This window comes from Vibrio chagasii, assembly GCF_002954585.1.
GTDB classification, from domain to species: domain Bacteria; phylum Pseudomonadota; class Gammaproteobacteria; order Enterobacterales; family Vibrionaceae; genus Vibrio; species Vibrio chagasii_A.
In genome coordinates this window covers 121,393-134,434 of record NZ_MSCI01000001.1, presented here as the reverse complement: position 1 = coordinate 134,434, position 13,042 = coordinate 121,393, and the positions used below count along the sequence as shown (strand labels likewise).

Below are 13,042 nucleotides of genomic sequence, written 5' to 3'. Positions count from 1 at the left end.
TTGGTAAATAACTAAATAAAAGCAACAGCTTAATTGAAGTGATAAAAAAGGTCTCTGAATGAGAGACCTTAAATCATTGAAACCGGACGCCCCTACAGAATTAGGAGAGACCCGCTAGTTAACAACACTATATCGGTTTGATTAGCGCTCAAGCTGGGCTATCGATTCAATACTGATTGCGTCATGGCGCCAATACTCAATATCACAATCAATCAAGTCGCCGTTTTGGTTATAGTTAATACGCTCTACCACCATAGCCGGAGAACCTGAAGTCGCACGCAGAGCTTGTGCTGTTTCGCCCAATAGCGACGTTGTGCTCACGCGATAACGGATCTTCTGATACACCACACCAAAATGCTCACGGTAAATGTCCGTCAGTGATTTCGATAAATCATGTTCAAGCAAATTTGGAAAAAGCTCTGGTCGGATATAGTTTGTCACATACACAACTGGCCTATCTTCAAGATAACGAACTCTATCTACGCGATAAACGTCTGAGAAAGGAGGTAGTTCAAGAAGCTTAGTCGCCTCCTTGGTGGCTAACATCCCTTTGGCTGCGATCAGCTCAGTTTTCGGCTGTCGATTCTGCGACAACGCCATGTTGGTGAAGTTTAGCGTTTGAGTTGGATCGTAGCGAAGTGGCGCTGGTGAGATAAACCAACCACGTCGGTCTTCTCGATAAATGCGCCCTTCCGCTTCAAGTAAAGATAACGCTTCACGTAGCGTCACTCTGGTCGTATCAAACGACTCGGCAAGCTTACGTTCTGCGGGCAGCTTTTGTCGTGGTGTTAACATCCCAGACTCAATCTGCTCTACGATGACATCTTTGATTTTTACGTACTGCACTTAATTTCCTTTCATTCTTATTCTTGTCGTCAGCCACTCCTTGGCCAACTGCAATATAAAATAGTTCGCTAGCGCTTTCGCCAAGCTTGAGTGCGCTTCTCAAATAACTTGTTGATCAGCATATGAATCAACTTCGCGCTTGCTGCGGATATCATGATCATCACCGCCATGGCTGCTGCTGCACCGGTTTGCCCTGCATCGTCCATATTCAGTACTGAAACTGACGCAGGTATCGTATCGGTAGAATATAAGAATACTACCGCAGATGTGGTGGTGAGTGCATTAATAAACAGGTATGTCGCAATATCTAAAATGGCGGGCAGGCAAACAGGTACCGTTACTTTAAAGAACAACTTGTACTGCGGAAGATTTACCGAGGCCGCCGTTGCTTCAATTTCCGCTGGCAGCTGCTTTAACGCAGTCAACGCCGTCATGTGACCTACCGTGTAGTAGTGAACCACAGTGTTTATCACCAAGAACGCCATTGTGCCATACAAGAAGTTAAGTGGATTACTCAAGTCATTGAAGTAAAAGATGTAGCCCAAACCCAGCACCATCCCCGGGACCGCCATAGGTACCACACTGAGCATCTGCATTGCCTGACGAACAGGACCAAATGCTCTGCCCTTCTCAATGCAGTACGCACCTAAGAAAATCAATACAGTACCGATAATGGCAGCCCATGCGCTAAGTGTTAGCGAGTTGAAGAACGGTGTCCAACCATAGGTACTCATTTCTGCGAAGTTGTAGTTGTTCAGTGTCAGCGCTTTGTTCCAAGGCCAGAAGGTGACCATAGAACCGTATATCGCCATACCCAAAACGATAACAACAGCAGCTGAGATGATCGTGCAATAAAGGAAACACAATCCATCACGCACGGTATTTGGTTCTGGTTGGTACGCGACAGAACGAGTATCGAATAAGCTTTTTTGCTTCTTTTGTACCCAGCGGTCCACTGTAAACGCAAGCAATGCAGGCAATAACAACAAGATACTGGTTACTGCACCCATTGAGAAGTTTTGTTGACCTACTACCTGTTTAAAGATGTCCGTTGATAGAACGTTGTAACTACCACCAATCACCTTTGGTACACCAAAGTCACACACCACCAGCGTAAACACCACGATAAGAGTACTGATCAAACCATATTTAGCTGCAGGTAAGGTAACCATGAAGAAGGTTTTGAGCGACGACGTATTTAAAGCACGGGCTGCCTCATAAAGACGGGCATCAGAGGTTCTGAGTGAAGTGGTTAGAATCATCAAGGCATGTGGAAACGTCCAGAATATCAAACCTAGTGAGATGCCAATCAAACCATATACCGAGTTGCCGCCTAAGACTTCTTTAGCGATGCCTTGGTTACCAAAAAGAAAAATCAAACTGATGGCTGGAAGCAGCGACGGTGCAAGGATAGGCGCAGAGCCCAACACCTGAAATAGCCCCTTAAAAGGCATACATGAGCGAGTCAAGGCATAAGCATAACCAAACGCCAGAACACCAACGACAACCGTTACCAGTATGCCAAGCGTAAATGTGTTGCCCACGGATTGCCAAAGGCTTTGCGAAGCGAAATACGTAGCGAAGTTCTGTAGACCTACAAATTCGCCATCCGCATTCTGAACGCTTTTTCTCAGCATCGCCCACAAAGGCATCAGGATAAACAGCGTCATGACTACAGACAAAAATGCCAACAGCCCAAATAGAATCACGTTGTCCTTACTTAGCCGAGCCAGTAAAGGCTGTACTCGTCGTTGAATTAGCAGCTTAGGTTGCATCATTTGAGTCGATTCCATGATTCTTTACGCCGCCTCGTCTTTCATCACTTGAACACTTTTCGATGGATAAGCTCGTAAGCCTTCTTGATCAAACGCTACGTAACGAATATCACTGCGACGCAGTTTCAATCGATTAAACTCTTTGACTGGCACATCAACGATGATCTCTTTTGCAGTAGAGTCATGCTGCAATTGACATTCGACGCGATAAAACGCGCCCAAAAACTCGCTTGAAAGAATTCTGACCGGTAACGACTCATTAAAACGATCAACGAACTGGATTTGCTCAGGACGTACCGCAATATCGAACACATCCCCCTGCTTTGGAGTCAGATTGTCTAACCCAGGAAGTGGCAACATAGATTCAGCAATACGCATCTTGCCCTGCACGGCCACAGAGGCTTGAATGAAGTTCATGCTACCAACAAACTCAGCAACAAAACGACTCGCTGGCTTTTGGTAGATCTCTTGAGGCGCCCCCACCTGTTCAATAACCCCATGGTTCATTACCACGATGCGGTCTGCCATAGTCAAAGCTTCGTCTTGATCGTGTGTCACCATGATAGTGGTGATACCCAATTTACGCTGCAATTGGCAAATTTCATCACGCAGGTGTGTTCTTACCTTCGCATCGAGTGCAGACAGTGGTTCATCTAGGAGTAACAAACCAGGAGATAGCGCCAATGCGCGAGCTAAAGCCACACGCTGCTGTTGACCGCCAGATAATTGATTCGGGTATTTTTGACCAGACGTCGGCAAGCCGATGGTTTCTAGCCAAGACTCTACCGTTTCGAGTGCTTCTTTAGTGGACATACCTTGGTTTTTAAGGCCAATCGCAATGTTTTCTTCCACTGTCAGGTTTGGGAACAATGCGTAAGATTGGAACACGATGCCAAAGTCTCGCTTCTCTGGCGGTAGGAAGGTCGTGTCGCTGCCATTTTGCTCAATGGAACCTGAGGTTGGTAAGTCTAGACCTGCAATCGCACGCAATAAGGTTGTTTTTCCACAGCCAGATGGGCCAAGGAAACAGACGAACTCGCCTTTTTCAATCGATAGGGAGATGTCTTTTAGCGCTGTAAATTGGCCAAATTGCTTTACAACGTTTTCAATATTCAAATAAGTTTGGTTGCTCATACTACAGCACTCTTTATATGGTATATACCAAAGTTAAAATTTGAATATTTCAGTTGAGTGACAAATTTATAGAAGCTAAATGACAGTTATATTTCAGAAATAAAATTCATTCTAACTGAGGGTGGCGAAATCAAAACAAGCAATAATATTCAATACCTTACAGAACCCCACTAGCCCTCAGATAGGTATTTGTCGATGAAAGCCAATGTGCTTTTCACCGCCAAATATCAATGCTTGTTTATGGTTATATCTATTGTTTCTTCCAATACTGAAATCAGTAGACCGCACGCCATGGAGCAGATTCCAAGCGAGCGCTTAAACGTTCGTGTGGATTAACCAAGTGAGGGCGATCCGCCACTTCATATTGAGGTAAATCATTAATCGAGTCAGCACCATTTTGAATATGGTTGTGCGAAGGGCCGTGTTGCTCTAACCACTCATCCAAACTAACCACCTTGCCATACGGATGACTCGGAAGCCCCAAAATCTTGGCAGAGTATTGACCCGATGATTCCATGAGTTCAATACCGACAACATTGGGAATATTGAGCCTTTTTGCCACACATGCAGGAACGAATGACACAATGGCAGAGATGATCACCATCGGCTGCCCTTGTGTTGTTGACGACCAGCTCCTCTTTGCAAGATGAGGAAAGATCTTGCTGAGAACTTTACGATTAATGCACTCTTCTAATAATGCACACACCTCTTGATAAGTTTTATTGGCTAGTGAGCGGGTTGCAAATTCAAGGTAAATATCTTCATCGAGAATACCTTGAACATACAGCGTCATAAGCCGGCGTTCTTCGTTCAAAAAGCTAGGTTCATTTGCCAAGCCTTTCTCAACCAAAAACTCATTCCAAATCATGGCGCTGTTTCCATCCATGAGTGCTTCATCTAAATCAAATACATACAGCGGGGTCGTCATATCAATTCTCACTTCAAATCAAATTTAACTTCCAACTCAGTTGCCACTTGAAGATCGGTTCTCGCTTAACCTGCAAAGCACAATCTACAACAAAGATTCACTCAACCTTGTCGGCTTTACCTGCCGCACCAGCTAGCTTTGCCAATTGCTTATCTAGCCACCATGGCGCCTTTCCTGAGTCTTCTGCGTTCTCTTTTCTGCGTACTGCATTACGCACCGTCATCGCCCCTACCCAACGGAATGGCTCAGGCGGGAAATGCCCAAGCGGTCCTTTGGTTAATCCGCAGCAGGTCCAAGCGTTGTCAGTGCCGAGTACCATAGATGACAGAATCTTTCCGCCCATACGAGTTTGTGCAACACCATTGCCAGAATAACCGAGCCCATAATAGATGTTGTTTTGGCCTTTTAGATTACCGAAAAATGGTAATCCTGTGACCGAACGATCTGATCCCCCCGACCAGTTGTAATCAAATTCATTCTGTTCCAGCTTAGGGAAGTGTTTTTGGAAGGATTGATTCAGAATCGGCAGATAGTTTGTCTTTTGGTTAAACATGCTTTCAACTTGATTGGCAAACGAGAATTTATTGCCACCTTTGCCCAGCATCAATCGTCCATCCTGAGTATCTCGGTAATAGTGGACAAAGATACGTGAATCCACCACTGCCGCTCCTTTCTCTGGGCCAAATTGCTCAAGCTTTTCAGGGATGGGCTTAGTGACGACCATGTCTGATGAAACAACCACAATACTGCGTTTAAACTCTTTAAAGTGATCGAGCATCCATGCGTTGAGCGCCAAAATCACTTTATCGGCAAATACAGATCCACCCTTGGTTTGGATTCGAGCTGGGGCACCATAATCAAGCGAAGTCATCTCTGTGTTCTCGTAAATCTCAACACCTAGTTCAATGGCAACTCGACGTAAACCTCTCGCCAATAATGCTGGCTGCACACTACCTGCGGCTTCTGAGTAATAACCCTCAATATGGCGCTCAGATCCCGCTTTATCAGACAAAGACTCATCACACTTCTTCCAACTATTGATGCCCTGCTTAACCAACTCATTCACAACCGGCTGCATACCACCTTTTTGTGCTTCATTGGTTGCCGTGTAATACGTCCCGCTGCGGTACAAATGTGCGTCTATGTTGTGCTCGTTACAGAAAGCTTCGATCTCGTAAATGACCTTTTCCGATTCTTGAACTAACCATTTTGCTTGCTCTTTTCCGTACAGCTTTTTCAACGTTGGATACTTAGTCGACCACGTCAGCATACAACCACCATTCGCACCAGAAGCACCGCTGCCACACAAGCCTTTTTCAATCACCACAACATGTTTTTGAGGTTGCTGTTGTTTAATTAAAATTGCCGTCCATAACCCTGTATAACCACCGCCGACAATTGCAATGTCGCAGTTAATGTCTTTTTGAAGTGGGTTGGCTGATTCTAACCCTGCGTTGATACTGCCAAATTCTTTTTCTAGTGCTTGCTTGAACCAATATGAGTAGTGCTTTGTCATTTGTTGTACCTTACCTAAGACTTGAAGGCGTAAAACTAAAAAAGGAAGACCGAAGCCTTCCTTTACTGATTACTAACTTCTAACGAACTCAATAGTTAATTGAATGAGTAGTTCGATAGATTAAGATTTTGGCTCTGATTTAGCGTCGAACTTCTCAGACCATGTTTTCAATACGTCTGCACGCTCGCTGCCCATGCGTGCAAAGTCCATTTTTGCCATGTTCTTTTCAACATTAGGGAAGTTATCAATTGTTGCCGTCACGTCTTGGTGGCCAACAACTGGGTACATTTCGATGTAGAGCTCATTTGCTGCTTTAGAGATAGACCAGTCAACAACGCGCTGTGCCGCATCCGAAGGCTTAACAAGACCAACCGCTTCAGATTCCCAACCAATCCCCTCAGGTGTAATCACAGATAGCGGTGCGCCTTGAGTTTTCAGCTTAGCGCCACGGCTAGCCATAGAGATACCGATAGCGACTTCCCCCATACCCGCTTGAACACATGGCTTAGAACCTGAGTGCGTGTAGTGAGCGATGTTTTGATCTAGCTTCTGCATGTAGTTCCAACCTTGGTCTTCCCCCATGTTTTGTAGCCAAGCCGAAACCTGCATGTACCCCGTACCAGAAGACGCTGGGTTTGGCATCGCGATGTGGCCTTTGTAAATCGGCTTAGTGAGATCTTCCCAAGATTTAGGTGCTGGTAGGTTAAGTTGTTTTGCTACCGCTTCGTTGAAACAAACCGCATTGAAGAATGCATCATTGCCATACCAAGCTTGAGTAGATTGCGGATCATTAAGGTTAGCACGTAGCGCTTCTACACCTTGAGGAGTGTAAGGCTTAAGAATGCCCTCTTCTTTCAGTAGAGCCATTGAAGAACCTGCAAGGCCCCAAACTACTTCTGCACGAGGGTTGTTTTTCTCAGCCAATAGTTTTGCCGTCATGATCCCGGTTGAATCACGAACCCATTTAATGCTGATGTCTGGGTTTTCGCTTTCAAAAGCATTTTTGTATTTCGCTAAGATGTCGGTTTCAAAAGCGGTGTAAACCGTCACTTCCTGTGCCGCATAAGCGTTACCAGCTAATAGAGTGACTAATGCTGCAAGTGATCCTTTCATAAAACGGTTTTTCATCATTTTCTCCAGTCAGGCCCGATGCCAAAGTTAGAAATTAGAAGTCCCATCAAGAGACAGCTATATCCATAAATTCATTTATGTTGTCGGTACACACCCTTATTTGGTATGTACCAGATTTTGATTATTAAGCTAACTGGCTTTTATGACGGTTAAATGAACAAAAAATGGCAGTTTAAAGATCGATGAATTTCTCAGGGCAAGAGATTAATTGTAATATGAAGCTTTTTTGAAAATGGTGTTTGGGCTATTTACGACCGTTTAAATTGGTTGTTAAAGTAATCGCACAAATTGGTATAGTCCAAATCAAATAACGAGAAATTGAACATGAGAAACGATTACTTATTACTGACACCAGGCCCACTATCGACTTCTGAAACCGTTCGCCAAGCGATGCTTAAAGATTGGTGTACTTGGGATGATGAATACAACAAAGACATTGTTGAAGTGATTCGTAGCAAGCTTGTGAATTTAGCGACTAAACAAGCGGGATACACGAGCGTATTAATGCAAGGTAGCGGTACCGCTTCAGTTGAAGCAACAATTGGTAGCGTTATCTCTAAAAATGGAAAGCTTCTTGTGGTGGATAACGGTGCGTACGGCGCTCGTATTGCTCAAATCGCAGAATATTTAAACATTCCATGCCATGTCGTTTCTCCTGGTGAAACATCACAGCCTGACTTGAACGAAATGGAAACGGCATTGGCCATGGATTCAGACATCACTCATGTTGCGATTGTGCATTGTGAGACCACCACTGGCATGCTGAATCCAATTGAAGACATTGCTAAATTGGCAAAACTGCACAACAAGACTGTCATTCTTGATGCAATGTCGAGCTTTGGTGGCATCCCTATGGATATTGCTGACTTAGGTATTGATTACATGATCAGCTCAGCTAACAAGTGCATCCAAGGTGTGCCTGGCTTCGGCTTTGTCATTGCTAAGCAATCGGAGCTAGAAAAGTGTCAAGGCCAAGCTCGCTCGTTAAGCCTTGACTTGTTTGATCAATGGCACTGCATGGAAATCAATCACGGTAAATGGCGCTTCACTTCCCCGACTCACACGGTGCGTGCTTTCTACCAAGCACTGCTTGAGCTTGAGCAAGAAGGCGGCATCGAAGCTCGCCATAATCGTTACCACACTAACCAAACCACTTTAGTTGCTGGCATGCGTTCCCTGGGGTTTAAACCACTACTTACTGATGAACTTCACTCTCCTATCATCACCTCTTTCTATTCTCCAACACACAGCGATTACCAATTTAAAGAGTTCTATGAGCGCTTGAAAGAACAAGGTTTTGTGATTTACCCGGGCAAGGTCTCAAACGCAGACTGCTTCCGCATTGGTAACATTGGTGAAGTTTATCCGTCTGATATTGAAGCCCTCATTGGCGCTGTTAAGAATGCTATGTACTGGGAAATTAAGTAATGACAATAATTAACCAAGAGCCAGCACTAAAGGCAACGCACTTTCGAAGTGAAGGCGACGTGAACACCACACCCGCACGTGAAAAGTGGAATGAGTCGTTAAACGATGAGGCGACTCAAGCGATGTTAAAACGCGACTCAGACGTGTTTCTCCATCAAGCGATGTCAACACCTTGCCTAGACACACTTGAAGCCGCTGAAGGCATTTACATTCAAGATGCGACGGGCAAACAGTACATGGACTTTCATGGCAATAATGTCCATCAACTAGGTTATGGCCACCCACACATCATCAATAAAGTGACTCAACAAATGGCATCATTGCCGTTTTCACCACGTCGCTTTACCAATGAGACAGCCGTGCAATGCGCTGAAAAGCTAACACAGATTTGCGGTGGTGAGTTGAACCGCGTGTTGTTTGCACCGGGTGGCACCTCTGTGATTGGTATGGCACTCAAACTGGCTCGACATGTCACCAACAACTTCAAAGTTGTTTCATTGTGGGATTCATTCCATGGCGCGTCATTGGATGCGATTTCTGTCGGTGGTGAAGCCTGTTTCCGCGAAGGTATGGGCCCGTTAATGGCTGGCGTAGAACGTATTCCACCAGCAGTTTCTTATCGTGGTGCTTTTCCTCTTAATGACTCTTTATCGCTTCGCGGGCAAAACTCAGGTGGTGATAGTGAGACTGCATGTGATGTTCACTACGCCGATTACCTTGAGTATGTGATTGAAAAAGAAGGTGGTATTGGTGCCTTCATTGCCGAAGCAGTGCGTAACACCGATGTTCAAGTACCAAGCAAGGCTTATTGGAAGCGCATCCGTGAGATCTGTGATAAGCACAATGTCATGCTAATCATTGATGATATTCCAAACGGTATGGGTCGAAGCGGCGAGTGGTTTACTCACCAAGCGTTTGATATCGAACCTGACATCCTATGTATTGGTAAAGGTTTTGGCGGTGGTTTAGTTCCAATTGCCGCCATGGTCACCAAAGACAAATACAACACGGCAGCACAAGTATCGCTTGGGCATTACACACACGAGAAAAGCCCAATTGGCTGCGCAGCTGCACTGGCAACCATGGAAGTGATTGAGCAAGAAAATTTGCTTGAAAAAGTACAAGCGGACAGTGCATTCATGCGTGAGCAACTACTTCAAATGAAAGAGAAATACCCAGTCATTGGTGACGTTCGCGGCATCGGACTGCTTTGGGGCGTTGAGTTAGTCACCGACCATATCACCAAAACCCGCGCGTTCGATGAAGCAGAAGCCGTACTTTATCAGTGTCTGAACGATGGTCTGAGCTTTAAGGTGTCACAAGGTAATGTGATTCAGTTGAGCCCACCATTGGTCATCAGCCGTAGCGAGCTAGAAGCTGCTCTGGCAGTCTTCGAAAACGCGATAGTAAAAGTCTGTAAAGACTTTGAATACCTTTAAACCAACACTAAACCAATAACCTAAAACACATTCGTTCCTCCCGTACTTTTAAATGGGAGTGGCAAGAAAGGACACCACTATGAACACAACATCACCAATCCAAGCGGTTATCTTTGACTGGGCAGGCACTATCGTTGATTTTGGATCGTTTGCGCCAACCAGCATCTTCGTTGAAGCATTCAAACAAGGTTTCGACTTTGACATCGACTTAGCAGAAGCTCGTGAGCCTATGGGCATCGGCAAATGGGACCATATCCAAGCAGTGGGTCGAATCCCTGCAGTTGATGCGCGTTGGAATGCTCAATTCGGGCGTTCGATGACCAGTGAAGACGTTGATGCGATCTACGCGGCATTCATGCCTCTTCAAAAAGCCAAAGTTGCCGACCACGCAGCGCCAATTTTAAACGCGCTTGAAGTAGTGAATAACCTAAAAGAGAAAAACGTAAAAATCGGTTCTTGTTCCGGTTACCCACGTGAAGTGATGGATGTTCTAATTCCTGCAGCAGCAGATTATGACTATCATCCAGACAACGTGGTTGCAACCGATGATTTACCTCAAGGTGGTCGCCCTGCACCATTCATGGCACTTAAAAACGTGATTGACCTAGGCGTGACGAGCGTTGCAGCGTGTGTGAAAGTGGATGACGCAGCACCCGGCATTGATGAAGGTCACAACGCAGGCATGTGGACGGTAGGCCTTGTTCTATCTGGTAACGAGGCTGGATTAACGTACCAAGAATACTTAGACGCTGACGAAGCAACACTAGCAGCAGCACGTGAAAAAGCGAGCGTGAAGCTGAACAAATCAAACCCTCACTACTTGATCGATACTATTGCAGACTTACCTAGCGTGATTGAAGACATCGAGAAGCGTTTATTGGCGGGTGAGCGTCCGTAACGTTCTAACTTCAGACAACCTCGTAACACCTATGTAAGGTGATGCGAGGTTTCTTTGTTTCCAACATTTGAGACAGCAATTAATTGACAAAAACGCCTGTAAATAGCACTTTGAATATATAAATCTTAACAACTTTATTGACTCCCATAAGCAATCAGACTAACAATGTATTAACAGTTCCAAGATAGGTTCGAACTGGATCAATGCCTTGATTTTCTGACATTTGCAGTGTGCCTATCAGTAAGAAATCGTTTTAAAGGACTGATTCAGATAACAATAAGAGTTAATCCAAGGATAAGATTATGAAAAAACTCTCAAAGATTATGTGCGCCGTCATTGCAGCTTCAGGCTTTGCTGCTGCCCCGTCAATCGCTGCAACCACTTATGTTGGTGCGAAAGTCGGGATGGGGTGGCTCGATAGTGCTTGTGTAGACAGTGTGAACTGTGAAGATGATTCCGTTGCCGGTGGTCTTTACGGTGGCTACAACTTTACCGATAACATTGCACTGGAATTAAACGCAGATTACCTAGGTGACTATGACACTAGTTTTAATTACAACGGGACAACTCAACGCTACAGTGATTCCATTATTGCAATATCGTTGAGCCCAATGTACCGATTAGCGATCAAACAAGAGTTTGATGTGTTCTTCAAAGCGGGCCCAGCTTACATCATGCACGACGATGAAGATGATGTGGTACTGGCTCTGGGTATCGGTGCTGAGAAACAGTTTGCCGACGACTGGGCTGTGAGATTGGAATACCAATACTTCGATGATTTTGACGATAAGATCATCCAAGACCTAAACTCCAACCTTGTCACTGTAGGTCTTAGCTACAATTTCGGCACAGGTAATACAACCGCATCAGCGGCTGCAGCTTCTGTGGCGGCTGTGACTCAAGCACCTTCTGAGCCAATCGCAGAACCAGAAACTGTAGTTGTTGAAGAGGAAGCTGAGGTAGTGGTTACCAAAGCGCAAACTGAGAGCTTTTCTCAAGGTACATTTGCGACTAACAGCACAGAGCTTTCAGACGAAGGTAAAGCCGCTATACAGCCAATTGTGGAAGTCTTACAAACATACCCTCAGTCTACCGTTAACATTGTTGGTCACACAGATTCAACAGGTGCAGCTGAGTACAACATGATGATCTCTAAGAAACGTGCGGCAGCAGTAGCAGCATACATCGAAGAGCAAGGCATTGAGTCAAGCCGCATTACCGCTTCTGGTGAAGGGGAAGAAAACCCAATCGCATCAAACGATACAGCTGAAGGTCGTGCACAAAACCGTCGTGTTGAAGCAACAATTCCAAGCTTCGAGTACCAAGAAGACGTTCAAGTTGAAGAGGTTATCGTAGAGACAGTGGAATAATCATATTCCGCCGCTATCACGATGTTTTCCTCAATAATAAGGGCGGAGCACTAATAAGTGCTCCGCCCTTTTTTATATCTGTTTGAAATTGAAGCTAGCGGTCTAATTCTAATGCGCAGTATTTACTCAGAATTAAATAATTTCCCAGCTGTGCGTCATTTCTGCGCCTGCACCTAGCATTAGGCACACTGAACAGTACTTTTCCAATGAATCAGCGCATACTTTTGCAACTAACTCAGCATCAAGGTTGTCACCTGAAACTTCAAAGTGAATGTTAATCGCAGTAAAGATTTTTGGCGCGGTTTCACGACGTGTAGTTTCAAGCTTTGCGTTACAACCTGTAATGTTTTGACCAGCAGATTTCAAGCCATCTACCACATCAACAGAGCTACATCCACCAGCGGCCATAAGGACCATTTCCATCGGGCTTGGTGCCGTTGCACCACCGCTGCCATCCATAACAATAGAGTGGCCTGATTGAGATTGACCCAGGAATTTAAAACCTTCGACCCATTTAACTTCTGCTTGCATGCTGATCCTTAGATGACCGATAACCGCCATCACTTGTCTGTTATTT

11 protein-coding genes are annotated in these 13,042 nt (G+C 45.1%); 4 read left to right on the top strand and 7 right to left on the bottom strand.

Features of this window, described 5'->3' with window-relative positions; translation table 11 throughout:
- Positions 1-141: 141 nt before the first annotated feature.
- From phnR to BTO10_RS00605, 6 genes are all read right to left on the bottom strand, one after another.
- Positions 142-846 (bottom strand): phosphonate utilization transcriptional regulator PhnR, encoded by a 705-nt coding sequence (gene phnR / locus BTO10_RS00630; protein WP_004742413.1) that lies wholly within the window; start codon positions 844-846, stop codon positions 142-144.
- A gap of 68 nt (positions 847-914) precedes the next feature.
- Positions 915-2,624, bottom strand: a complete 1,710-nt coding sequence (locus BTO10_RS00625; RefSeq protein ID WP_181143943.1) for a putative 2-aminoethylphosphonate ABC transporter permease subunit — start codon at positions 2,622-2,624, stop codon at positions 915-917.
- Between the two features lie 21 nt (positions 2,625-2,645).
- Complete coding sequence (locus BTO10_RS00620; RefSeq protein WP_105023186.1) at positions 2,646-3,755, bottom strand: putative 2-aminoethylphosphonate ABC transporter ATP-binding protein; 1,110 nt, start codon at positions 3,753-3,755, stop codon at positions 2,646-2,648.
- Positions 3,756-4,029: 274 nt separating this feature from the next.
- Positions 4,030-4,683: an HAD-IB family hydrolase gene (locus BTO10_RS00615; protein WP_105023185.1), complete on the bottom strand. Its 654-nt coding sequence runs from the start codon at positions 4,681-4,683 to the stop codon at positions 4,030-4,032.
- Between the two features lie 97 nt (positions 4,684-4,780).
- Positions 4,781-6,199 carry an FAD-dependent oxidoreductase gene (locus BTO10_RS00610; protein ID WP_105023184.1) on the bottom strand — a complete coding sequence of 473 codons (1,419 nt, stop codon included), beginning with the start codon at positions 6,197-6,199 and terminating at the stop codon, positions 4,781-4,783.
- Positions 6,200-6,319: 120 nt separating this feature from the next.
- A complete protein-coding gene (locus tag BTO10_RS00605; RefSeq protein WP_004742409.1) occupies positions 6,320-7,330 on the bottom strand; it encodes a putative 2-aminoethylphosphonate ABC transporter substrate-binding protein in 1,011 nt (336 codons plus the stop codon).
- A gap of 324 nt (positions 7,331-7,654) precedes the next feature.
- On the opposite strand from BTO10_RS00605, the gene phnW reads away from it, so the two are divergent.
- From phnW to BTO10_RS00585, 4 genes are all read left to right on the top strand, one after another.
- Positions 7,655-8,758 carry a 2-aminoethylphosphonate--pyruvate transaminase gene (gene phnW / locus BTO10_RS00600; RefSeq protein WP_105023183.1) on the top strand — a complete coding sequence of 368 codons (1,104 nt, stop codon included), beginning with the start codon at positions 7,655-7,657 and terminating at the stop codon, positions 8,756-8,758.
- Positions 8,758-10,197, top strand: a complete 1,440-nt coding sequence (locus BTO10_RS00595) for an aspartate aminotransferase family protein (RefSeq protein ID WP_105023182.1) — start codon at positions 8,758-8,760, stop codon at positions 10,195-10,197. Before phnW ends, BTO10_RS00595 begins: the two co-directional genes overlap by 1 nt.
- 79 nt (positions 10,198-10,276) lie before the next feature.
- Positions 10,277-11,095, top strand: a complete 819-nt coding sequence (phnX, locus tag BTO10_RS00590; RefSeq protein ID WP_105023181.1) for a phosphonoacetaldehyde hydrolase — start codon at positions 10,277-10,279, stop codon at positions 11,093-11,095.
- A 302-nt stretch (positions 11,096-11,397) separates the two neighbouring features.
- Positions 11,398-12,465: an OmpA family protein gene (locus BTO10_RS00585; RefSeq protein ID WP_105023180.1), complete on the top strand. Its 1,068-nt coding sequence runs from the start codon at positions 11,398-11,400 to the stop codon at positions 12,463-12,465.
- A 132-nt stretch (positions 12,466-12,597) separates the two neighbouring features.
- Here BTO10_RS00585 and BTO10_RS00580 read toward each other — a convergent pair whose 3' ends face one another.
- Entirely contained in the window at positions 12,598-12,996 is a 399-nt protein-coding gene (locus BTO10_RS00580; protein ID WP_105023179.1) for an OsmC family protein, read from the bottom strand.
- Positions 12,997-13,042 lie beyond the last annotated feature (46 nt).

Bases quoted from the DNA above. Each gene is read 5' to 3' on its own strand.
- BTO10_RS00625 (WP_181143943.1), bottom strand. From the start codon at position 2,624: ATGATGCAACCTAAGCTGCTAATTCAACGACGAGTACAGCCTTTACTG.
- BTO10_RS00620 (WP_105023186.1), bottom strand. From the start codon at position 3,755: ATGAGCAACCAAACTTATTTGAATATTGAAAACGTTGTAAAGCAATTT.
- BTO10_RS00615 (WP_105023185.1), bottom strand. From the start codon at position 4,683: ATGACGACCCCGCTGTATGTATTTGATTTAGATGAAGCACTCATGGAT.
- BTO10_RS00610 (WP_105023184.1), bottom strand. From the start codon at position 6,199: ATGACAAAGCACTACTCATATTGGTTCAAGCAAGCACTAGAAAAAGAA.
- BTO10_RS00605 (WP_004742409.1), bottom strand. From the start codon at position 7,330: ATGATGAAAAACCGTTTTATGAAAGGATCACTTGCAGCATTAGTCACT.
- phnW (WP_105023183.1), top strand. From the start codon at position 7,655: ATGAGAAACGATTACTTATTACTGACACCAGGCCCACTATCGACTTCT.
- BTO10_RS00595 (WP_105023182.1), top strand. From the start codon at position 8,758: ATGACAATAATTAACCAAGAGCCAGCACTAAAGGCAACGCACTTTCGA.
- phnX (WP_105023181.1), top strand. From the start codon at position 10,277: ATGAACACAACATCACCAATCCAAGCGGTTATCTTTGACTGGGCAGGC.
- BTO10_RS00585 (WP_105023180.1), top strand. From the start codon at position 11,398: ATGAAAAAACTCTCAAAGATTATGTGCGCCGTCATTGCAGCTTCAGGC.
- BTO10_RS00580 (WP_105023179.1), bottom strand. From the start codon at position 12,996: ATGCAAGCAGAAGTTAAATGGGTCGAAGGTTTTAAATTCCTGGGTCAA.